Raw genomic sequence first — 22,065 nt, 5'->3', positions numbered from 1 at the left:
AAAACATGAGTCGCCAAGTATTTTGCCGTAAATATCAAAAGGAAATGGAAGGTTTAGACTTCGCTCCTTTCCCAGGTGCTAAAGGCCAAGATTTTTTTGAAAATGTTTCTAAACAAGCATGGCAAGAATGGTTACAGCATCAAACTACGCTCATTAATGAAAAGCGTTTAAACGTGTTTGAACCAGAAGCTAAAAAGTTTCTGGAAGAACAACGTGAGAAATTTTTCAATAATGATGAAAGCGTAGAAAAAGCTGAAGGCTGGAAACCAGAATAATCGGTTTGTTTTAGCTTACTCATCATTAAAAAGGCGGGTCTATATACATAGATCCGCCTTTTTTTACGTGAAACTTACACAAACATAAAAAGCCTTACATAGAGCGCACAGGACTCTACATGACATCAAAAGGTGAAGAACTTAATATCAGTCTATAGCAAGAAGAACACGATCCCTGTCGTGTTTATGCACTTGATTTTCTGTCCTGAACTTCCCCCCAAAGTTCGGGACATTTTTTTATCTATTATTTTTTAAAAACAAAAAAGCCTTGTTTTAAACAAGGCCTTTAAATATTTCAGCTCAAGATTACTTTTCGTGGACTTTGGCTTCAATTTCTTCAATTTTGGTATGACGAGCATCAAAGCCTTTCGCCATATAAATCACTTGCTCAGCAATGTTACGTGCATGATCGCCAATACGCTCTAATGAACGTAAAACCCACATGACATTAATCACACGAGCAATATGGCGCGGGTCTTCAATCATATAGGTCATTAATGTACGTGTTGCTGATTGATATTCACGGTCAATGTCAGCATCCGCTAAAAGTACACGTAAAGCTTGATCTGCATCTAAACGTGCAAAAGCGTCAAGTGCATCATGAATCATGACACGAACTTGGTTACCAATATGACGTGTTTCCATGTAGCCACGCGGTGACCCGCCCTCTTCACACAGGTTTTGTGCAATACGGGCAATTTTCGCTGCTTCATCACCAATACGCTCAAGGTCAGTATTGGCTTTGCTCATGGCAATAACCATACGCAAATCAATCGCTGCCGGATGACGACGCGCCAAAATCAACGTTAAGCCTTCATCAATATCACGTTCATATTGATTGACTGCATTATCTTTAAATTGAACATCAATCGCTAAATTTGCGTCGGTATCAAGTAAAGAATGGATTGCATTTGCAACCTGCTGTTCGACCAAGCCACCCATGGTCATAAACTTTGTGTTTACATCTTGCAAATCTTCATTAAATTGAGAAGAAATATGATGGCTTAACACCGGATTACTCGGACTCAAGGGAAGCCTCCAACATGATGGCGCGGGAATAAAATGATTGAGCATTAAAACACAGCAATCATTAAGTTTTTATGACAAAATTAAATTTCAGATAAAAGCATTTAATTACTGATAAATTAACCAGCTATTAAGCTCAACCAGATCTTTTTCACCTAACTGGCCTACCGCAGCTTTTAAACGAAGCACATTCAATAAATAGTCATACTGAGCATTAAGATAATCCTGTTTTGCAGAAAAAGCATTACGCTGCGCCAATAAAACATCAACCATACTTTTTAAGCCTTCGTTATAACTCGCTTTTGAAGCTTGAGAAACTAAAGAAGATGAATCCATTGCTGCCTTTCTTGCTTCAAGTTTGGCTTGATCTGTATCGACCTGCATAAACGCACTTTTCACATCGACATTGGCACGGCGAATGGCTGCATCAAGTTGTGCCTGCGCTTTACTGGCTTCTACAGTGGCTTTTTTAATTGATGTTCGAGTGCGCCCACCATTAAATAAATTCCAGTTCATTTCTACCCCGACCTGATCAAATTTTCCGTCAGTCGAAATGAGTGTCTCTGGTGTTTGTTTAGTATAGCCATAACTTGCTACGGCATCTATTTGAGGATAAAGCGCTGCCTTTTCGACACGGCGCTGATCTTCACTATATTTTTGCTGTAAACGGGCTTGCTGGATCTTTAAGTTTTTTTGCTGGGCTAAAGAAAGCCAGTCATTAAGTTCTGCCGGATAAGGCTTTTGAAAATTAAAATCACTGCGCAGTACAGCGAGTTTATCTTGATAAGAACCAATATATTCAGAAAGCTGCTCTTGGGCTAAAAGTAATTGAACATTGGTTGAAATACGATTGGCTCTGGCATTTTGATATTGAGCATTTGCTTCACTTACATCACTACGTGCCACCAACCCTTCTTTGAGTTTGGCATTCATCATATTAAGCTGCTCAAACAAAGCTTTTTCTTCTTGTAAGTATGCAACACTCAGTGCCTGCTGACGCAACACATTAAAATAGGCTTCTGCCACATTTAAAACATGATCTTGTTTTTGCAGCATTAAGGTAATTTCACTTAAGGCAACCGAGGTTTTAACTTGCTTATAACCTTCCCAAGCATCCATTCGAAATAATGGCTGACGTGCAGTGAGAGTGGCTTGCCGAGTCGTTGAGGTATTACTCACCAAAGCATCAGAAAGTCCTTCTTGGTCAACCCCTGGAAAGTTTGAACGCTTTACAGTTTGTCGATTACGCGTAATGTTTCCAGACAGTGTAACGGTGGGTAATAACGCTCCTGTTGCCAAGCCTAAATTAAGTTGATCTGCTTCAAATTGTTGTTGATTGGCTTGCCATGTCGGATCATTTTGTTTTGCGCGCTCATAAGCTTCAACCAAATCTAGAGCAAAACTCGAAGATGCAAAACTCCAAAGGCCAACAGCGACCATTAATTTTATTTTCATTGTTCAAATCAACGATAAAACTTGCCTTTAAGACTAAGAAAAATTCAAATCAAACTCAAGCCATTAAAAGTTTTAGTTTTTTAAGCGTTCTTAGTTTTTGACAATATTAAAATACAAATAAAAATCAAAAACATGCCTACCCAACCTACCCATGAAACATGCTCGCCAACCAAAACAATCGCAAAAATCGCAGCCACTAAAGGTTCAAATAAAGTTAAGGTTGTCGCTTTGCTGGCATTTACTGTTTTTAGACCAAATCCAAAAAGTAAATAACCCAAAAACATAGGAATCAGCATCATATAGCCAGCCACAAGTAGATTGGTTGAGCTTTGTAGTAACCCTCCACCTGTAATCAACAAAGTAGGCAGTAAAATAACCGCTCCACCGCCCATAATCATACCCATTGCAGCTTTAGCAGCAACACCCCGATCTATTAATCTTTTTGCAGCCCATGAATAAAGTGAATAAGTTGTAGCAGCGACCAGCCCAAGAAAAATACCGAAGAATTTATTCCATTGATTTGTACTCTCTTGGACCGCATGACTTTCGCCCATCGATAACATACTTACACCAAGCACACCGCACACAAAACTTAGAAACCAAATAGCAGATAAAGCTTTGCGATCAAAGAATCGTTCTAAAATTGCTGCGATTAGTGGAGCAGTACCAATTGAAACCACGGTGCCAATCGTAATGCCTGCATAATGCATTGAAGAATAAAAAGCCAAGGGATAAATACCCACCGCCGCTATGCCTAAAAGCAGTATTGAAATATTTTCCCTTATAAACTGGCGGTTGTCGCGTATTGCTCGTGATGCAACCAAAGCTTGTAAAAGGCCTCCACCGCCCATCGCTACAGCGCCAATAGCAAGTGGGCCAAGTGTCGGTGCAAATGCTGCCGCCGTACCTGTTGTTCCCCACAAAACAGAAGCAACTAAAATTGCAATTGTGCCTCCATAGCTACTATTTTTAATGAGGCTAATCATGTGGGCATTCTCTATTTAAAATATCTTCTGCCATTTGTTTTGCTAACAGGAGTTGTCGGCTGTTGCCTTCTAAGCCTGCTCGTGCCATAGAACCTTCTAAAAGAAAAGAAAGCTGGGTGGCCACATAGTTAACGCGCTGTGACTCTGGGATTAATTTTTTTAAATGCTCAGCAACAATAGCTTCTACTTCTTCTTTATGCTGCCTTACAGAACTACGCCCTGTACTATTGGCCGGAAACTCAGCCGCAGCATTCAATAAACCACAACCTCGAAAGCCTTTTTCGTAGGCAAATTCCGCATGGTCTTGATAGGCATCAAACACGGCCAAAATGGCTTCTTTAGCTGTTTTTGTTTTTTCTAAACGCTTTTGATAGAGGTCGAGCCACTCTTGATGGCGTGCAGCAATATAGGCATCAACAAGATCTCCTTTTGAAGAAAAATTATTATAAAGCGACATCTTCGCGACATCTGCTTTAGCCGTAACTGTGTTGATTCCTGTTGCCGTAATGCCATCGTTATAAAACAAGGTTGCTGCTGCATCGAGAATTTTCTGTCTTGCTGTTTTATCATTCATAGTTTTTAATTAAGTAGACCGACCTACCTAATAATAAAGATTTCTAACAATGATGCAATCGTTTTAAGCGTTATAATTTGAGCAATATTAATTTCTATAAAAGTAAAATGATGAAAAAAGTTCTAATAATGAGTATGTGCAGTGCACTACTTTTAGCTGGATGTAGTAAAACATCAGAGCAAGATCAGGCTGTATCTAAAGAGCAAAAACCAACTGAGCAAAAGGCCACTCAAAAACAAGACAGTAGCTGCTTACAAATTATGGTAGCTATGCACACGATTAATCAAAACAGCAGAATAGAAGACTTAAATCAAATTAATGAAAAGCTTAAAACCTGTGTTCCTTCTTTAAAAAATCATGAGCAGCTTAAGCTGATTGATGCATCAACTACCATGTATCAACGTTTTCTAAAACAAGACTACACTGAAAAAACAGGTAGAGCTTTTGAAGCATTTGGCTATGCCGTTTTAGAACAGAAACAAGACCTTAAAAAGGTTATTCAAAGTCAGAAAAAGCTCTTCACCCAACTGAGCCCGCGTGATCAATATTTACTTCAACATGAAGGCCAAGCCTACATTGAACTTCTCTATCAAGGTGAAGGCATGTTTACCTATCGACGCCAACCAAGCTATTTAGTTGATGTTTTTTCTAAGTCCTTACCCGCGGACCAAAAAGAGTTCTTAATGCGTATGGCGAAAGACAATCAAAATATTTTTTATAACGATGGTGCTTTGGCTATTTCATGGAAAGAGCTCACTGAACGCGCATTATTTTGGGAAAAGTTTATTCAGAAATATTCAAAGAGCCACTTTATTAATGATGCAAAACTACTATTTAATGAATATCGCTATTTTATTTTCTTTGGCTTAGACAATACGCCCGTGTCAGATGAATATGCGCCGAACACATGGTTTGATAAAGATGCTCTTCAACAAATTCGGTTTTTGTCTACACAAAGCCAATCGAGTCTAGCGAAACCCGCTCAACTGTTTCTTAAATTTATTGCTACGCCTATCGATGAGCGTAATAAGCAATTTAAAATAGATTTAACTGATAAAAATGGTGATAAAAAATCAAATTATCAGATGACTCATGAACAACTTGAGCAGCTATTAAAATTTGATTCGCCATGGAACACGGAAGTCTATCGTGACTGCCATATGGATGCGGTTTGTATAGATACAAATTGACAATGCCAGCCAACCTAAAACATGTTAGTCTGTAAATCGCTTGACGGAGCGCGAGTAATAGCTCGCTGAGATTGTGTAAATTCCGTGTTGTCGCAACACAAGTTTGATCACAAGTACCGTTGAACCTGATCAGGTTAAGACCTGCGTAGGAATCAAGCCATCTGAAAACTTAAGCCTTAAATTTATCTAGCAAAGATAAATCCGCCATCGTTTTTGGTCGTGCTTGATTCGTTGATGTTATTCATAAGGATCATGTGATGAACCAGTTAACGAATCTTTCTTCTGCTGAAATTTCAGCACAACATGAACAAGATGCAAAAGATTTAACTCGCATCTTACCCGCTTCTAAAAAAGTTTATATTGAAGGCTCTCGCCCTGACATTCAGGTTCCAATGCGGGAAATTTCTTTAACCGACACCCCTACCGGTCTTGGCGGTGAACATAACCCTCCTGTTATGGTATATGACACTTCAGGTGTTTATACCGACCCAAATGTTCAAATTGATTTAGACAAAGGTTTACCTTCAGTTCGCCAAAACTGGATTGAAGAACGTAACGATACTGAAGTACTTTCTGGCTTGACTTCAAAATTTGGTCAAGAACGTTTAAAAGACATTCGCACCGCTGACATTCGTTTTGCACACATTCAAAATCCGCGCCGTGCCAAAGCTGGTAAAAATGTCACTCAAATGCACTATGCCAAGCAAGGTATTATCACACCTGAAATGGAATATATTGCAATTCGTGAAAATCAACGCCAGCGTGAAGGTGTTGATATGCGTCAGCATGCTGGACAGAATTTTGGTGCAAAAAACTTAAAAGAAATTACACCTGAATTTGTTCGCCAAGAAGTTGCTGAAGGTCGTGCGATCATTCCTGCAAACATTAACCACCCAGAACTTGAGCCAATGATTATTGGTCGTAATTTCTTGGTTAAAATTAATGCCAATATTGGTAACTCAGCGCTTGGCTCTTCAATTGACGAAGAAGTTGCGAAAATGACTTGGGCAACCCGTTGGGGTGCCGACACCATTATGGACTTGTCTACAGGTAAAAATATCCATGAAACACGTGAATGGATTATCCGTAACTCACCTGTTCCAATCGGCACAGTACCGATTTATCAAGCACTTGAAAAAGTTGATGGTGTTGCAGAGGACCTGACTTGGGAAATCTTCAAAGACACACTAATTGAACAAGCTGAACAAGGTGTTGACTACTTCACCATTCACGCAGGTGTATTACTTCGCTATGTGCCACTTACAGCAAACCGTTTAACAGGTATTGTGTCGCGTGGTGGTTCAATCATGGCGCAGTGGTGTCTAGCGCATCATGAAGAAAACTTCTTATACACTCATTTCGATGAAATCTGTGAAATCATGAAAGCTTATGACGTTTCATTTAGCTTAGGTGATGGCTTACGTCCGGGTTGTATTCAAGATGCAAATGACGAAGCACAGTTCAGCGAACTTAAAACATTAGGCGAACTGACTCACCGTGCATGGGAACATGATGTTCAAGTCATGATTGAAGGCCCAGGTCACGTACCAATGCACATGATCAAAGAAAACATGGACCTTCAACTAGAAGTGTGTAAAGAAGCGCCATTCTATACACTTGGGCCATTAACAACAGATATCGCTCCGGGTTATGACCACATTACCTCTGCAATTGGTGCAGCCATGATTGGTTGGTACGGCACAGCAATGCTTTGCTATGTCACACCGAAAGAGCATTTGGGTCTACCAAACAAAAAAGATGTTAAAGACGGGATTATTACCTACAAGCTTGCAGCACATGCCGCCGATCTTGCGAAAGGACATCCGGGTGCACAGGTGCGTGATAATGCCTTATCAAAAGCACGCTTTGAGTTCCGTTGGGATGATCAGTTCAACCTAAGTTTAGACCCTGATACAGCACGTAGTATGCACGATGAAACCTTACCAAAAGAGGCTCATAAATCTGCTCACTTCTGCTCAATGTGTGGTCCAAAATTCTGTTCAATGAAAATCACTCAGAATGTACGTGACTATGCCAACAACCTCACCAATAACGATTCAGAGGTTGAAGAAGGCCTCAAAGCGATGAAAGAGGTTTATCAGGAACAAGGTCAAAAACTGTATCATAAAGTGTAAATATTCAAAAAAAACACTTGCCTAGCCCTGATTCTCGGTTAGGATGAAATAAATAGATTTCGTCCTGACCGAATCATGAGTATTGTTGAACGTCCAAGTTATACATCTAAAGATGTCGAAGTAACATCACGTGAATCTCTATTCCGTGGTTTTATTCAAGTTGAAAAAGTCAGCCTTCGACATCGTCTATTTAATCAATCTGAATATACTCATGTATTGCAGCGTGAACTCGTTCATCGGCCTGAAGCAGCTGGCGTACTACTCTACAACGATCAAAAACAACAGTTTGCACTGATTGAACAGTTCCGTGTTGGGGCTTTAGACGATCCTCAATCACCGTGGCAGCTGGAAATAATTGCAGGCGTGTTAGATGGTGATGAATCACCAGAAAGTTGTATTCGACGCGAAAGCCTTGAAGAATCAGGTTGCGAAGTTCAAGATTTAGAGCATCTATTTAGCTTTTACCCGTCAGCTGGTGCTTGCTCAGAGTTATTCCATCTCTATGTTGCTGAAACTGCATTACCCGCTGAAGGGGGTGTATTTGGCGTAGATGATGAGGGGGAAAATATTCAACTGCACTTATTTAATTATTGTGAAATCCAGACTCTACTCGACAGCGGACGTTTAAGAAATGCTCCTGTCATTATGGCATTACAATGGCTGGCCCAACACAGCAAAACGATAATAAACCCGAAGAGGTAGGACGGTGACTTTTCAAGTCTCAACACTTTCACAAAAAGACCATGTCATTATACAAATTACCGATACCCACCTATTGGAGTATCCGCATTTAGAATTTGTGGGTATGAATCCTGAAGAAAGCTTTCATGCCATAATTCAACAGATACTTAATAAACATCCTGAAATTGATGCAATTATCCATACTGGGGACCTAGCTCAGGCACCAACGCCTATTACCTACAACCGTTATATTCAATATATGCAAACGCTTGGTCTCCCCTTTTTTCAGACCTTAGGTAATCATGACAATGTTGACCATTTCCCATTGCATAAAGAGAATCATCAGGAACCTGTAGTTATTTGCTTAGGGAACTGGCGGGTTATTTTATTAAATAGTGCGGTAAAAGGTCATATTGATGGACATCTATCAGCAGAACAGCTAGACAGCTTAACGAATTTACTTGAAGAGTATGCAGATAACCCGATTTTGTTGGCTTGTCATCACCATCCTTTTGCCATGAAGTCAAAATGGATTGATCATCACAAGTTACAAAATTCTAATGCCTTACTTACTACCTTGGCTCCATTTAAAAATGTAAAAGCTTTAGTCTGCGGGCATGTTCATCAGGACTCAATAAACACTTGGCAAGGGATCGAATTTTTCTCTACACCCTCAACAAGTGTGCAGTTTAAACCCTTTAGCAATGATTTTGCTTTAGATCAAAATGCTCCCGGCTATCGTTACATTCGTCTAAAAAACGATGGTAGTTTTGAAACCGAAGTCTTCCGTCTTGAAAATTTTCAAGGCCATATAAACACTGATATTTCAGGCTATTAGCCCTATTTCTTATATGCTTATATATAATTATGACTGGGGTAAACACGTTTTGAAAATATTTACGGGTCGGAATGACTATCATCTTGCAGGAAAAATCTATATGATGACGACCCGATGGGAAAATCCCATCGATGGTTTTCTATAAAAACACTTGCATATCACCATATTTTTTGCGTATAGATAATACGTGTATGATGAGGAATGCCCTATTATGGCGAATGACAACCACAACCAAGTTTTGGATGAACATACAGAAGTTGTAGTGGAAGGTGACAAAGCTTCTGCAAAACGTGCACGTAAAGTGAAACCTAAAACTTCTGACATAGGCACAACTGCAAGTTTATTTGGTATTGCACCTTATCAACCTAAGAAAAATGAAGAGTACATGTCTGAAGGACAGCTCGAGCATTTCCGACAAATTCTGCAAGCATGGAAAGCTGAATTAATGTCTGAAGTTGATCGTACTTTAAATACGATGCAAGACGAATCAACTGCACTGCCAGATGTAAACGACCGTGCTACCCAAGAAGAAGAATTTGCAATTGAATTACGTACACGTGACCGTGAACGTAAGTTAATTCGTAAAATCGAACAATCTATGGAAGCTATTAAGAATGAAGACTACGGTTTCTGTGAAACTTGTGGTATTGAAATCGGCTTACGTCGTTTAGAAGCACGTCCAACTGCAACTTTATGTATTGATTGCAAAACTTTGGCAGAAATCAAAGAGAAGCAAAATAACGGTTAATTGTGACTGTTGATAATTCTCCAGCCGAGCACAACTCGGCTCTTGCGCAGCAGTTAAAACGCCTGCCAGAAAAGCATAGCTTTTCTCTTGCGCAGCGGCGGAACAATGTTCCGCTTAATCGCTGCTCATACTCAGGTCGGTTTGCGCCATCGCCAACCGGCCCTTTGCATTTTGGATCACTCATTACTGCTGTTGCCAGCTATTGCGATGCAAAAGCCCATCAAGGCAAATGGCTCGTTCGTGTCGAAGATACAGATATCCCTCGTATTTATCCCGGCAGTGAAGAGCATATTCTCACATCACTTGAAGCCTTCCAGTTCGAACCCGATGTAGAGATCATCTTTCAAAAAAATCGTTTAGACATTTATGAAAGCGTATTAGACCAGCTCAAAAAAGAAGGTCTTATCTATGCATGTCAATGTACCCGCAAAATGCTTGGTTCAAATGCAATCTATGCAGGTACTTGCCGCGATCTCAATCTTGATTTTCAAGGTCAAGCGATTCGGGTAAAAGTTCAAGATCAGCAGATCTGTTTTGATGACCGATTACAAGGACATCATTGCTCCAATCTACAACACGATCTTGGAGATTTTGTTCTTAAGCGCCGTGATGGGATTATTAACTATCAACTTGCGGTCGTCGTAGATGATTATCTACAAGGTATTACCCATGTCGTTCGAGGCGCAGATTTATTAGATAACACTGAACGTCAGATTTGGCTAGGTCAGCTTCTAAGTTATCCTCAACTAAGCTATATGCACCTTCCCCTTGCCATGAATGACCAAGGACAAAAGCTCTCTAAACAAAATCTAGCTCAAGCACTCGACTTATCAAAAGCGCCTGAATTACTTCAAAAAGCGATACTGGCCTTGGGACAACCCAACGTTGATTTAGATCAACCTAGACTGATGCTCAAACAGGCTGTAGAACAGTGGAATGTTGATTTGATTCCCCATGGGCAAGAGCTCAGCGGAACATATCTATAAATAATAAAAAAGCCCGATATCAAATCGGGCTTTTTAAACTTCTAAATACTCAATTAGAAGTTCGACTCTTCTCGTTCTGGATTGACTTCTTGTGTTGATGCATCAATCTTTAAGATTAAGCTAATCATCGCAGCACACATCATTAAAGACGTACCACCATAACTAATGAATGGCAAAGTCAAACCTTTCGTCGGCATTAAGCCCATATTCATGCCCGCATTTACCAAAATCTGGAGCAAGAAAATAATACTAATGCCGTAAGCTAAATAGCCTGCGCGAAGGTAATGATGTTTCAAAGCACGGTGACCAATTTTGATACAACATGCCAGCATCAAGAAAGACAAGCCAATAACAATAGAAATACCCACAAAACCAAACTCTTCACCTAGCACTGCCAACATAAAGTCAGTATGTGCTTCAGGTAAATAAGATAGTTTTTGTACACTATGCCCTAAGCCTGTACCAAACCATTCACCACGGCCAAAAGCCATTAATGCATTTGATAACTGATAACCCACACCCAACGGGTCTGCCCATGGGTCAGTAAATGAAATCAAACGTTGGAAACGGTAGGGTTCAAATAAGATCAAAAACACAATACCTGTGACAATCGCACCAAGCATGATTAAGAACTGAGTTGGTGGCGCGCCCGCTAAAAAGAACACACCAACCATCATCATGACAATAACGACTGTTGCCCCTAAGTCAGGCTCAGCAATAATTAAACCGACCGTGATTGCCATAACCCCGCTTAAACGCAATAAGCCTTTCCAATGAGTACGAACCTCTTTGGCACGGCGCACAACGTAGTCTGCGGTAAAGATTGCCATCATGACTTTGGCAACCTCGGTTGGCTGCAATGTAAAGCCACCGATCTTAATCCAACGTGTAGAACCGTTAACTTCCGAACCCACCACCAAAGCAGCAAGCAACAGAACCATGGTTAATAACCACAGCGGGAAGGTATTTTTAAACCACGTATTCAGTGATATTCGATAGGTCAAATAAGCCACTACACCCGCAGCGACAATCGAAATACCATGACGAATCACATAGTGAAACGGGTTTTCATGCATATATTCAGCATAGGGCATCGAAGCAGATGCAACCATCACGGAACCGATACACAATAATGCAACGACACAGAAAATCAGGACATTACGTGGCGTCACTTCCGCTGGCCATTTAGGCAATATCCGTTCATACCAATGATTGATTTTCTGGATTGTGGTCTGAGCTAAGCCTGCCATACTACATTCCTAATCATGTTTTCTTTAAACCAACGAATTGACGCAGGCAACAAACTGCTGACCACGGTCATTGTAACTTTTAAACATATCAAAACTTGCACATGCTGGTGATAACAACACCACATCTTCAGCTTGTGTTTCACGCTGAGACAGCTCTACAGCTTCTTTAAGCGTTGCCGCATGTAAAATTTTGGTTGCACCTTGAATGGCTTGTTCAATCACCGGAGCATCCTCACCAATCAATACCACAACTTTGGCATATTTTTCGATAGAAGAACGTAATGGGCCAAAATCCTGACCTTTACCTTGCCCACCTAAAATCAAGGCAACCTTACCTTTTTTAACCTCAATTGCAGCGCCTAAACCATCAATCGCTGCAAGCGTAGCGCCAACATTGGTGCCTTTGGAATCATTGTAATAACGTACATCATGCACAGTCTTTACATATTCACAGCGATGCTCTAATCCTTTAAATTGTTTTAATGTTTCAAGCATAGATTCCATAGGCAGGCCTATTGCCTCACCTAATGCGAGACAAGCTAAAGCATTCGCTACGTTATGCATGCCTTGAATATATAAATCTGAGCTTTTAATTAAACGCTGTAAACCACGAGCAAGCCAAAGCGTACCATCACCATCTCTTAAAACACCATATTGATTTAAATCTGGTGCATTTAAACCAAAGCTTTGCATTGGCGTGGTATCTGGAACAAGAGGACGACTTAAAGCGTCATCACGGTTAAATACTACTTTTTTAACACCTTGGAAAATACGGTGTTTTGCTTGATGGTAACCCAACATATTGCCATGACGGTCTAAGTGGTCTTCACTCATATTGAGAACCACCGCAACTTCAGCATTTAAGTGAGACGTGGTTTCTAGCTGAAAACTTGATAGCTCAAGTACAATTAATTCAGGTTGATCTTTTAATAAATCTAGAGCTGGGCGTCCAAGATTGCCACCCACAGCAACTTTCTTACCCGCATCTTTAGCCATTAAGCCAATTAAAGTCGTTACTGTACTTTTCGCATTAGAGCCAGTAATAGCCACAATAGGCACATCAGTTGCACGGCGTAATAATTGGATATCACCTACCACAGAAATACCTTTAGCAATAGCTGCCTGAATTTCCGGTAATTGCGGTGCAAGGCCTGGGCTTAAAATAATTTCTTCTGCTTGTAATAATAATTCTTGGTCAAGTTGACCGAAACTAGTTTTAACACCAGCTGGAATTTGATCATGCCCTAGTGGCGTGGGACGAGAATCTGTTACTGCAACTTGGTAGCCTTGTTCATGCAGGAAATTTACAGCAGAAACGCCTGATATTCCCAAGCCTGCTACAACTTTTAACCCACCACGTTGTATTAACATTTTTGCCCCACAATTTATCAATCGACAGAATGGCAAAAATGTTAGCACTTTGCTGTTTTGAATGCTTTTTCAGTTTGAACTTTATTCATCTTTTTTTGTGTCAGTGCGTAAAAAAGCCATCAATATGATGGCTTTTTAAACGAAACAAGAAATACTAAATTTATTGCCATTTAATCGGCTTAATTTCTTGAACTGTATTGGTAGGTTTATCTTCGCTTGAACAGCCACAACCGCCAGCACAACCAAGGGCCATTTTCGGTTTAAGCCATTTTGCCAAAGTTACCCAACCTTGCTTTTCGCAAAATGCAGAAAGTGAAGAAAAGACTGAATTTGCTGTTTTTGGAAATACTTTCTTAAAAACAACGACAGCACTCCAAATCACTAAAACCGCAATAATCAGATATTGAACCATATACAACCTCCTTTATTGCTTTAGCCCCAATAATGGGAAGCAATTTGATAGGTAACAAACGATGCAAAATAAGCTAAACCAAACAGATATGCAGTCATAGCTGCAACATGTTTCCATGAACCTGTTTCGCGACGTACCGTTGCCAGTGTTGCCAAACAATGTGGAGCATAAATGAACCACACTAAAAGTGATAAACCTGTTGCCAAAGACCACCCCGTTCCATCTGCACTAATCAGATGTGACAAACCTTGTGCCACAGCATCATCATCTGTTGCAGACAAGGCATAAACTGTACCTAATGCCGCGACAACCACTTCACGAGCAGCCATAGCTGGAATTAAAGCGATACAGATTTGCCAATTAAAACCAACTGGAGCAAATAAAGGTTGGATAAGATGCCCGAGCATACCTGCAAAGCTATAATCTATGGCAGGTAATGTCGCCCCTTCTGGTGGCTGCGGGAAAGTACACAAGAACCAAAGTAAAATAGAGAGGGCAAAAATGATTCCGCCGACGCGTTTCAAGAAGATCTTTGCACGATCCAATAAACCGATTCCCACACTTTTTAAATCAGGGAAACGATAACTTGGTAGCTCTAGCAGTAAAGCATGCTGTGACTTATCTTTTTGCAAAAACTTCATTAAAAATGAAACGCAAAGCGCACTCACAATACCAGCCATATACAGACCGAAAAGCACTAAACCTTGTAGGTTAAAAATACCCCAGACCATTTTCTCTGGAATGAAGGCAGCAATCAGTAAGGCATAGACGGGTAAACGTGCCGAACAAGTCATTAAAGGCGCAACCATAATGGTCGTAAAACGATCACGAGGGTCACTAATACTACGCGTTGCCATAATTCCCGGTACTGCACAAGCAAAGCTCGAAAGTAAAGGAATAAAGGCACGGCCACTTAAGCCAGCTTGGAACATTAATTTATCAAGCAAGAATGCTGCACGCGGTAAATAGCCTGATTCTTCGAGTACTAAAATGAAGAAGAACAAGATCAAAATTTGTGGCAAGAACACAACTACGCCACCCGCGCCTGCAATAATTCCGTCAACAACCAAACTATGCAGTAGTGGTTGGGTAATCACAGTTCCCACTACCTCACCAAGCCAGCCGAAGAAGCCTTCAATACCATCCATGAATGGAGCTGCCCATGCAAACACTGCTTGGAACACAATAAACATCATGATGGCAAGGCTAAGTAGGCCTAAAACCGGATGTAAGAAAATTCGATCTAGAAAATCAGTACGCTTATCTCCATGATCAACATAATGAACCACGTCTTTAAAAATCATATCGATTTTTTGGTGATGAGTTCCAGTTAAACCACTCAGTTCGGTTTGTGGCACACTGTATTTTTCTTGATCAAGGGCATGTAATAAATTTTCAATACCCGCATTACGGACGGCAACTGTTTCAACAACTGGTACACCCAAACGTTGAGACAACTTTTGAGTATTAATTTGGATGCCACGACGACGCGCTTCATCCATCATATTCAGTACAAGTAAAATCGGACGACCCAACTCGATCATTTCGAGCACTAGCCCTAAATGCAATTTTAAGTTAGTGGCATCAACCACACATAAAAAGGCATCTTGCTGCCCTTCTTCTGCAATCTTACCCAAACAAACGTCACGGGTAATCACTTCATCAGGACTGGTGGCATTAAGACTATATGTACCCGGTAAATCGAGTACACGCACAGCTCGACCTGAAGGCAACTGAAAATGACCAACCTTACGCTCGACCGTTACGCCCGCATAGTTTGCAACTTTTTGTCGAGTTCCAGTTAAATGGTTAAAAAGAGAGGTTTTACCACAGTTAGGGTTTCCCACAAGGGCAATACGTAACGCATCACTCATGCGGGTACTCCTTCTTCTACTTGAATTTCAATTTTTTCCGCTTCTGCTTTACGTAAAGCGAAACGAGTAAAGCCAATTTGGATTAAGATCGGATCACCACCAAAAATACCTTTGGTAATCACTTCCACTCGTGTGCCCGGTACAAAGCCCAGACTTTCCAAACGAATTGCGACCAAATCTTGCTGCTCGGACTCTAGTTCTATCCGATTCACTTTGGTGATGGTCGCCGCTTGCTTCACTTTTAAAGCTGATAAACGCACCGCATCCGATCCTAAACCTTTTTTAATAGTATACATATAAATGAGAATAATTACCAAATAAGGTTAAATTTCACTTCTTATTCAGTTTAATCGACAAACCTTAAAGTTTCTTTTACAGTACAGAGGTTTAGAGGATCTAGTGTATGTTGAATAAAAAACCGCGTATTCCAAGCCCTGTTCAAATTCCTGAACATTTGAGCTTTTTACAAGGTTTTCGTGACTATCTCGTTGCTCAGACGGTAAGTCCACATACACGTAATGCTTATTTATCCGACCTTATTCAATGCAGTGAACTTCATAAAAAATTAGCTCTTCCGGAGTGGACAAGTGATGATATCGCTGATGTTTTGATTGAGTTGACTAAAGCTGGAAAAAGCCCACGCTCGATTGCCCGCTGCTTATCTGCCCTACGCCAGTTTTACAAATTTTTACGTGAACAGAAATTACGAAGCGATAATCCTGTAGCAACCCATCATTCTCCAAAAATTGGCAGAGCCTTACCCAAAGATCTATCTGAAGAAGATGTCGAAGCACTGATTCAGGCTCCTGATATTGATACGGCACTTGGTTTACGTGATCGGGCAATGTTTGAAGTTCTTTACGCATGTGGTTTACGTGTTTCAGAACTGCTGAACTTGCGCCTAGAACTTATTAACTTAAAACAAGGCTATTTAAGAATTACGGGTAAAGGTAATAAAGAGCGTTTGGTCCCGCTAGGGCAATTTGCTTGTGAATGGGTAGAACGCTACTTGCAGGATGCTCGGCCTCAACTCTATAAAAGCTCTACTGACTATCTCTTTTTAACTCAGCATGGCGGGATTATGAGCCGTCAGAACTTCTGGTATGCCATTAAGCGTTACGCGCTTCAAGCCAATATTCAAGCTGAACTATCACCTCACACCTTACGTCACGCCTTTGCAACACACCTGCTTAATCACGGCGCCGATTTACGCGTAGTACAAATGTTACTGGGCCATAGTGACCTATCAACTACTCAAATTTATACACATGTAGCACAAGTAAGAATGCAACAATTACATGAAAAACATCATCCTAGAGGTTAAAAAATTTAAAACTTATTATTTGAAACACACCCAACAATCAATTGATTTCGTTCACAAAGGTTAAGAAAGTTTTAACAATACACACTAGATTTTTTGTTATGCTTAGCAGCTTCTGACTATAAATACTGATGAAATAAGGGTTATCTATGTCTTTTACCCGATCTCAACTTTTTCTTGCCTGTGCTTTGGCTTCTAGCCTGTTATTCAGTGCTTGTTCTAAAGAAAACAAACCACAAAAAGAAGATGCGCTCACTGCGACCGCACCTGCTACTGGGGAAGCTTCAACCATCATTGAACGCAATGCTAAACAGCGTTTAATTGAAACTTTGCAAAAACAATTTAAGAATGCAAATATCAACGCCAAAATTTTAGATATCAAGCCTACTGAAGTTCCTAACTTATATTGGGTAAATCTCGAAGGAATGACGTCGATTTATACAACCAGTGATGGTAAATACCTGATTCAAGGTGATGTCATCCGTTTAGGCGGTAAAGAACTGCATAATATTGGCGATAATCTTCAAGCTTCAGAAAACAAGAAGCATCTGGCTGCTTTAAAAAATGAAGATTTGATCGTTTACCCAGCTAAAGGTGGTAAGGCTAAACATGTGATTTATGTGTTTACCGATGCAAGCTGTCCTTATTGCCACAAATTACATGAGCATTTACCTGAAATTAATGAAAAAGGTATTGAGGTACGCTATATCGCTTGGCCACGCGGTGAACAATTTATGCCGACCATGGAAGCTGTATGGTGTAGCGCAGACCGTAAAGCTGCCTTTAACCAAGCAGTACAAGGTATTAATATCCCACCTGCTCAATGTAAAAACCCTGTGCGTGAACAATATCAACTTGGTTTAAACATGGGTGTAAATGGAACACCAGCTATTTACAATGTTGATGGCGAGTACTTAGGTGGATACCTAACACCAGATGAATTAATTAAACGTCTGGATAAATAACACCCTTTAAGCTGATGAATGATTAATCATCTATCTCTTTTAAAAAGCGCTGCTCTGATTGCAGCGCTTTGTTTTTTCAACAATTAATATTTAAACAACCTCTGTTTAAAGACTGATCTACTCTTCTTTTCCAAACATCGCACTCTAATTCATTGAACAAGCACTAAAAGCGCTAGAGTCTGGCGTTTTTTTTAGCTATGATCTAGCTTCAACTAAATGATTAAATGATGAATGGAGTGTGACGTGAAACCAGTTCGCCTGGCAATACTCGGTCTAGGAACCGTAGGTGGAGGAGCCCTTAAACTACTACAAGAAAATGCCGCTGAAATTAAACGTCGCACCGGTCGAGAAATTCAAATTACCCACGTTGGAACACGCCGCCCTCGTCCAGATCTTGAATTGGAAGGGATTAAACAAAGCGCCGATTTACTTGACATCGTTCGTCAACCAGACGTTGATGTAGTTGTAGAAGTTATGGGTGGGATCCACCCTGCTTACGAAGTTATCATGGAAGCGATCAAACACGGCAAACAAGTCGTGACTGCAAACAAAGCGTTACTCGCTGAACATGGCAATGAATTATTTAAAGCAGCAGAAGACAATGCTGTGCAAATTGCTTATGAAGCAGCAGTTGCTGGCGGTATTCCAATTATTAAAGTGATCCGTGAAGGTCTTGCTGCAAACCATATCGAATGGTTGGCAGGTATTATTAATGGTACAGGTAACTTTATTCTGACTGAAATGCGTGAGAAAGGTCGTGCATTTGATGATGTATTAAAAGAAGCTCAAGAACTCGGTTATGCAGAAGCAGATCCAACGTTTGACGTAGAAGGTATTGATGCTGCGCATAAACTTACCATTTTAGCGTCTTGTGCGTTTGGTATTCCTCTTCAATTTGATAAGGTTTATACCGAAGGTATCAGCAAAATCACTGCGCAAGATGTGAAATATGCCGAAGATCTTGGTTTCCGCATTAAACATCTTGGTATTGCACGTCGTGCTGAAAAAGGTATTGAATTACGTGTTCACCCAACACTTATTCCAGATGAACAGCTGATTGCGAATGTAAACGGTGTTAAAAATGCTGTTTTAGTTCAAGCTAATGCCGTAGGTCCAACACTCTATTACGGCGCGGGTGCAGGCGCAGGTCCTACAGCTTCTGCAGTTGTTGCCGACGTTATTGATATTGTTCGTGACATCTCTTATACCGAAGATGGCGCAGGAACAATTCCTCAGTTGGCTTTTGAAGCATTAACAAATGTGCCAATTTTAAGCCGTGAAGAAATGACCACAGGTTATTACATTCGCTTAAATGCAGAAGACCAAACTGGCGTACTTGCAGATGTGACGACCATCTTAAGTCGCGCTGGAATTAGTATTGATGCAATCATGCAACAATCTCGTTTAAAAGACCTTATTCCAATCGTGATTCTGACCGATCCAATCGTTGAATCTAAAATGGATGATGCTCTTGCACAAATTCAAGCATTACCTGCAATTCGTGGCGAAATCGTAAGAATTCGTTTAGAATCGCTCGATAGTTAATCAGGTTGAGGGAAAGATTCCCTCTCCCGCTTCACCTCTAATTGGAACACCATCATGTCTAATGCCAATCGTTATACTGGTCTTGTAGATCGTTATCGTGACCGTTTGCCAGTTTCGGCAACTACTCGTGCTATCTCTTTGGGTGAAGGCAACACCCCACTCATTAAACTTGAGAATATTCCACGTATTATTGGCAAAGATGTTGAAATTTATGTGAAATATGAGGGTTTAAACCCAACTGGTTCATTTAAAGACCGTGGTATGACCATGGCTGTAACCAAAGCGGTTGAAGAAGGCTCTAAAGCGATTATCTGTGCATCTACTGGTAACACTTCTGCTGCTGCTGCTGCCTATGCTGCACGTGCAGGTATCAAAGCATTTGTTTTGATTCCAGAAGGCAAAATTGCGATGGGTAAAATGGCACAAGCGATGATGTATGGTGCGATTACTATGCAAATTCGTGGTAACTTCGATGATGGTATGCGTCTTGTAAAAGAAGTCGCTGATCAAGCGCCTGTAACGATTGTAAACTCAATCAACCCTTACCGTTTGCAAGGTCAAAAGACGATTGCTTATGAAATCGTTGAAGCTTTAGGCCGTGCACCTGATTACCATTGCTTACCTGTAGGTAACGCAGGCAACATCACCGCTCACTGGATGGGTTATACCGAAGCTGTAGCAAACCAACCTGCTGATCAGTTTGAACAAGTGATTTATGATGCTGCGACTGATCAATTCACTGGTCCAAAACCAGAAGGTTTACCGACTATGGTGGGTTACCAAGCTTCTGGCGCAGCTCCATTCTTACGTGGCGCTCCAGTTGAAAGCCCTGAAACTGTTGCAACTGCAATCCGTATTGGTAATCCACAAAGCTGGAACCATGCAAAAGCTGTAGTACGTGACTCTAAAGGCTGGTTTGATGAACTTCAAGACAGCGAAATTTTAGAAGCTCAACGCTTACTTTCTATGTATGAAGGCGTATTTGTTGAGCCAGCGTCTGCTGCTTCTATCGGCGGTGCGATCCGTGATATTAAAGCGGGTAAAATTGCTGAAGGTTCTGTAATTGTATGTACAGTAACTGGTAATGGCTTGAAAGATCCTGACACTGCAATCAAACAATGTGCTGATGCAGTGATGTTGTCAATTGATGCAACAATGGACCAAGTAAAAGATTCGATTTTATCTAATATGTAAGATCTAATTTTTCAAAAACGGCTGTTTAATACAGCCGTTTTTTTATGTCTTTTTTATGTCTTTTTTATGGCTATAAAAAAGACATAAAAAACGCTTCTATCAAGAAGCGTTTTTAGAATATTGAACTTAAATACGTTTTGGTAAATTACTTAACCAACCCAATAAGTTAGTTGCATCATTATTACGTGCCTGTGTACTTGGTTCACCCAGTAATACAATGACTGCTGGACGTGAATTTACAGTCGTGTGCATCACAACACAGCGACCCGCTTCATTAATATATCCAGTTTTAGACAAGTTAATATTCCAACCACCATTGCGCACTAGAGCATTGGTATTGTTAGATTTCAACACGCGATAACCTAAGTTAAAGTCATAAGTTGGTGTAGTTGAGAATTGACGAATCAAGCCATATTGAGAAGCTGTACTTGCCAAAATCCCTAAGTCACGCGCAGAAGATACATTACGCGGATCTAAACCAGTTGACTCATAATAGTGGGTTGCGTTCATACCTAAAGCACGTGCTTTAGAATTCATTGCAGCGACGAATGCTGGACGACCACCCGGATAAGTACGTGCTAAAGCCGCCGCTGCTGGGTTTTCTGATTTCATTAGAGCAAACAGAAGAACTTCTGCACGGTTCATCTTGTCGCCAACACGTAAGGTTGAACTTGAGTTTTTACCATTTGCACCAGCAAAATCGATTTGCTCAAGTGTAATTTCTTCTGACATGTTTAAACGGGCATCTGCCGTTACAACTGCTGTCATCAACTTAGTAATAGAGGCAATTGGCACAGAAGCGTTGGTATTTTTACTGTAGAGCACTTCACCAGTTTGCGCGTCCATCACAAGTGCAGCTCGAGCGCTTACACTCGGCTGGGCATTGTAACCAGCCGTATCACGGATTGGAGCAATCTTCGGTGCAGATGCTACAATTTTCGGTACACTACCACCACGCAAAGTTGTGGTTACCGATGTTGAACCTTGCGGAGTAGGTTCGTCATCTTCATCATTTAAAAATTGGCTAGCATCAGCTGAAGACCAATTTAAGCTTGCAGTACCACTATTCCCTGAGGACGGGTTATTGACGAGTTCTGCAAAGCTTGTTGAACTCAAACTAAGCAAAATAGACATGCTTAGCACATGCATTAAAGACTTTTTAGAATTTTTCACGGCACAATACTCGACTCAGGGTGATACACATTTGCGCTTACTATAATTATGCCTTACATTTGAGGT

Annotated in this window: 21 protein-coding genes and 1 riboswitch; of the genes, 11 read left to right on the top strand and 10 right to left on the bottom strand. The window is 40.7% G+C overall.

From position 1 onward, the window contains the following. Positions 1 to 5: 5 nt before the first annotated feature. Positions 6 to 275 carry an oxidative damage protection protein gene (locus MKL33_RS06125; RefSeq protein ID WP_000089995.1) on the top strand — a complete coding sequence of 90 codons (270 nt, stop codon included), beginning with the start codon at positions 6 to 8 and terminating at the stop codon, positions 273 to 275. A 306-nt stretch (positions 276 to 581) separates the two neighbouring features. On the opposite strand, the gene phoU is transcribed toward MKL33_RS06125, so the two are convergent. The 4 genes from phoU to MKL33_RS06100 all read right to left on the bottom strand — a co-directional run bounded on the left by phoU (position 582) and on the right by MKL33_RS06100 (position 4,316). After that, positions 582 to 1,304: a phosphate signaling complex protein PhoU gene (gene phoU / locus MKL33_RS06120; RefSeq protein WP_000075183.1), complete on the bottom strand. Its 723-nt coding sequence runs from the start codon at positions 1,302 to 1,304 to the stop codon at positions 582 to 584. A gap of 105 nt (positions 1,305 to 1,409) precedes the next feature. Next, the gene (locus tag MKL33_RS06115) at positions 1,410 to 2,741 is read right to left on the bottom strand and encodes a TolC family outer membrane protein (RefSeq protein ID WP_270906668.1); all 1,332 of its coding nucleotides are present in this window, start codon (positions 2,739 to 2,741) and stop codon (positions 1,410 to 1,412) included. A 95-nt stretch (positions 2,742 to 2,836) separates the two neighbouring features. Next, positions 2,837 to 3,742, bottom strand: a complete 906-nt coding sequence (locus MKL33_RS06105; protein WP_270906667.1) for a DMT family transporter — start codon at positions 3,740 to 3,742, stop codon at positions 2,837 to 2,839. Continuing rightward, positions 3,735 to 4,316, bottom strand: a complete 582-nt coding sequence (locus MKL33_RS06100) for a TetR/AcrR family transcriptional regulator (RefSeq protein ID WP_270906666.1) — start codon at positions 4,314 to 4,316, stop codon at positions 3,735 to 3,737. Before MKL33_RS06100 ends, MKL33_RS06105 begins: the two co-directional genes overlap by 8 nt. A 107-nt stretch (positions 4,317 to 4,423) precedes the next feature. On the opposite strand from MKL33_RS06100, the gene MKL33_RS06095 reads away from it, so the two are divergent. The 6 genes from MKL33_RS06095 to gluQRS all read left to right on the top strand — a co-directional run bounded on the left by MKL33_RS06095 (position 4,424) and on the right by gluQRS (position 10,894). Beyond that, on the top strand, positions 4,424 to 5,506 hold the full coding sequence (locus tag MKL33_RS06095; protein WP_270906665.1) for a hypothetical protein: 1,083 nt from the start codon (positions 4,424 to 4,426) through the stop codon (positions 5,504 to 5,506). Positions 5,507 to 5,540: 34 nt separating this feature from the next. Continuing rightward, a riboswitch (TPP riboswitch) is annotated at positions 5,541 to 5,675 on the top strand. Positions 5,676 to 5,763: 88 nt separating this feature from the next. After that, positions 5,764 to 7,641 carry a phosphomethylpyrimidine synthase ThiC gene (gene thiC / locus MKL33_RS06090; RefSeq protein ID WP_270906664.1) on the top strand — a complete coding sequence of 626 codons (1,878 nt, stop codon included), beginning with the start codon at positions 5,764 to 5,766 and terminating at the stop codon, positions 7,639 to 7,641. A gap of 75 nt (positions 7,642 to 7,716) precedes the next feature. After that, positions 7,717 to 8,343, top strand: a complete 627-nt coding sequence (locus MKL33_RS06085; RefSeq protein WP_075384037.1) for an NUDIX domain-containing protein — start codon at positions 7,717 to 7,719, stop codon at positions 8,341 to 8,343. A 4-nt stretch (positions 8,344 to 8,347) separates the two neighbouring features. Continuing rightward, positions 8,348 to 9,160 (top strand): 3',5'-cyclic-AMP phosphodiesterase, encoded by an 813-nt coding sequence (gene cpdA / locus MKL33_RS06080; protein WP_057076922.1) that lies wholly within the window; start codon positions 8,348 to 8,350, stop codon positions 9,158 to 9,160. A 211-nt stretch (positions 9,161 to 9,371) separates the two neighbouring features. Continuing rightward, the gene (gene dksA / locus MKL33_RS06075) at positions 9,372 to 9,908 is read left to right on the top strand and encodes an RNA polymerase-binding protein DksA (RefSeq protein WP_002121205.1); all 537 of its coding nucleotides are present in this window, start codon (positions 9,372 to 9,374) and stop codon (positions 9,906 to 9,908) included. Between the two features lie 2 nt (positions 9,909 to 9,910). After that, positions 9,911 to 10,894 (top strand): tRNA glutamyl-Q(34) synthetase GluQRS, encoded by a 984-nt coding sequence (gene gluQRS / locus MKL33_RS06070; RefSeq protein ID WP_270906663.1) that lies wholly within the window; start codon positions 9,911 to 9,913, stop codon positions 10,892 to 10,894. A 53-nt stretch (positions 10,895 to 10,947) separates the two neighbouring features. Here the strand turns inward: gluQRS and ftsW are convergent, their stop codons facing one another. The 5 genes from ftsW to MKL33_RS06045 form a co-directional block, all read right to left on the bottom strand. Continuing rightward, on the bottom strand, positions 10,948 to 12,144 hold the full coding sequence (gene ftsW, locus MKL33_RS06065) for a putative lipid II flippase FtsW (protein WP_005079447.1): 1,197 nt from the start codon (positions 12,142 to 12,144) through the stop codon (positions 10,948 to 10,950). Positions 12,145 to 12,168: 24 nt separating this feature from the next. After that, on the bottom strand, positions 12,169 to 13,515 hold the full coding sequence (gene murD / locus MKL33_RS06060) for a UDP-N-acetylmuramoyl-L-alanine--D-glutamate ligase (protein WP_270906662.1): 1,347 nt from the start codon (positions 13,513 to 13,515) through the stop codon (positions 12,169 to 12,171). A 160-nt stretch (positions 13,516 to 13,675) separates the two neighbouring features. After that, on the bottom strand, positions 13,676 to 13,927 hold the full coding sequence (locus MKL33_RS06055) for a DUF6587 family protein (protein ID WP_014208178.1): 252 nt from the start codon (positions 13,925 to 13,927) through the stop codon (positions 13,676 to 13,678). Positions 13,928 to 13,947: 20 nt separating this feature from the next. Continuing rightward, complete coding sequence (feoB, locus tag MKL33_RS06050; protein WP_002121211.1) at positions 13,948 to 15,801, bottom strand: ferrous iron transporter B; 1,854 nt, start codon at positions 15,799 to 15,801, stop codon at positions 13,948 to 13,950. Then, positions 15,798 to 16,061: a FeoA family protein gene (locus MKL33_RS06045; RefSeq protein ID WP_002121198.1), complete on the bottom strand. Its 264-nt coding sequence runs from the start codon at positions 16,059 to 16,061 to the stop codon at positions 15,798 to 15,800. The genes feoB and MKL33_RS06045 overlap by 4 nt, the downstream gene beginning before the upstream one ends. 143 nt (positions 16,062 to 16,204) lie before the next feature. Here MKL33_RS06045 and xerD point away from each other — a divergent pair, with 143 nt between their 5' ends. The 4 genes from xerD to thrC all read left to right on the top strand — a co-directional run bounded on the left by xerD (position 16,205) and on the right by thrC (position 20,826). Further along, the gene (gene xerD / locus MKL33_RS06040) at positions 16,205 to 17,125 is read left to right on the top strand and encodes a site-specific tyrosine recombinase XerD (RefSeq protein WP_032042381.1); all 921 of its coding nucleotides are present in this window, start codon (positions 16,205 to 16,207) and stop codon (positions 17,123 to 17,125) included. A 146-nt stretch (positions 17,126 to 17,271) separates the two neighbouring features. Beyond that, entirely contained in the window at positions 17,272 to 18,087 is an 816-nt protein-coding gene (locus tag MKL33_RS06035; protein WP_002121175.1) for a DsbC family protein, read from the top strand. 243 nt (positions 18,088 to 18,330) lie between these two features. Further along, positions 18,331 to 19,632, top strand: a complete 1,302-nt coding sequence (locus tag MKL33_RS06030) for a homoserine dehydrogenase (protein ID WP_002121263.1) — start codon at positions 18,331 to 18,333, stop codon at positions 19,630 to 19,632. Between the two features lie 54 nt (positions 19,633 to 19,686). After that, positions 19,687 to 20,826, top strand: a complete 1,140-nt coding sequence (gene thrC / locus MKL33_RS06025; RefSeq protein ID WP_002048893.1) for a threonine synthase — start codon at positions 19,687 to 19,689, stop codon at positions 20,824 to 20,826. A gap of 126 nt (positions 20,827 to 20,952) precedes the next feature. On the opposite strand, the gene pbpG is transcribed toward thrC, so the two are convergent. After that, entirely contained in the window at positions 20,953 to 21,999 is a 1,047-nt protein-coding gene (gene pbpG / locus MKL33_RS06020) for a D-alanyl-D-alanine endopeptidase PBP7/8 (protein WP_270906661.1), read from the bottom strand. Positions 22,000 to 22,065 lie beyond the last annotated feature (66 nt).

Source organism: Acinetobacter sp. AOR43_HL, from assembly GCF_027854635.1.
GTDB lineage: Bacteria > Pseudomonadota > Gammaproteobacteria > Pseudomonadales > Moraxellaceae > Acinetobacter > Acinetobacter pittii.
This window is presented reverse-complemented; position numbering and strand designations above follow the sequence as displayed.

Coding starts and splice junctions, on each gene's coding strand:
- xerD (WP_032042381.1), top strand. CDS start 16,205: ATGTTGAATAAAAAACCGCGTATTCCAAGCCCTGTTCAAATTCCTGAA.
- thrC (WP_002048893.1), top strand. CDS start 19,687: ATGTCTAATGCCAATCGTTATACTGGTCTTGTAGATCGTTATCGTGAC.
- thiC (WP_270906664.1), top strand. CDS start 5,764: ATGAACCAGTTAACGAATCTTTCTTCTGCTGAAATTTCAGCACAACAT.
- feoB (WP_002121211.1), bottom strand. CDS start 15,801: ATGAGTGATGCGTTACGTATTGCCCTTGTGGGAAACCCTAACTGTGGT.
- MKL33_RS06085 (WP_075384037.1), top strand. CDS start 7,717: ATGAGTATTGTTGAACGTCCAAGTTATACATCTAAAGATGTCGAAGTA.
- ftsW (WP_005079447.1), bottom strand. CDS start 12,144: ATGGCAGGCTTAGCTCAGACCACAATCCAGAAAATCAATCATTGGTAT.
- MKL33_RS06115 (WP_270906668.1), bottom strand. CDS start 2,741: ATGGTCGCTGTTGGCCTTTGGAGTTTTGCATCTTCGAGTTTTGCTCTA.
- MKL33_RS06100 (WP_270906666.1), bottom strand. CDS start 4,316: ATGAATGATAAAACAGCAAGACAGAAAATTCTCGATGCAGCAGCAACC.
- dksA (WP_002121205.1), top strand. CDS start 9,372: ATGGCGAATGACAACCACAACCAAGTTTTGGATGAACATACAGAAGTT.
- MKL33_RS06105 (WP_270906667.1), bottom strand. CDS start 3,742: ATGATTAGCCTCATTAAAAATAGTAGCTATGGAGGCACAATTGCAATT.
- murD (WP_270906662.1), bottom strand. CDS start 13,515: ATGTTAATACAACGTGGTGGGTTAAAAGTTGTAGCAGGCTTGGGAATA.
- MKL33_RS06125 (WP_000089995.1), top strand. CDS start 6: ATGAGTCGCCAAGTATTTTGCCGTAAATATCAAAAGGAAATGGAAGGT.
- MKL33_RS06095 (WP_270906665.1), top strand. CDS start 4,424: ATGATGAAAAAAGTTCTAATAATGAGTATGTGCAGTGCACTACTTTTA.
- MKL33_RS06035 (WP_002121175.1), top strand. CDS start 17,272: ATGTCTTTTACCCGATCTCAACTTTTTCTTGCCTGTGCTTTGGCTTCT.
- MKL33_RS06055 (WP_014208178.1), bottom strand. CDS start 13,927: ATGGTTCAATATCTGATTATTGCGGTTTTAGTGATTTGGAGTGCTGTC.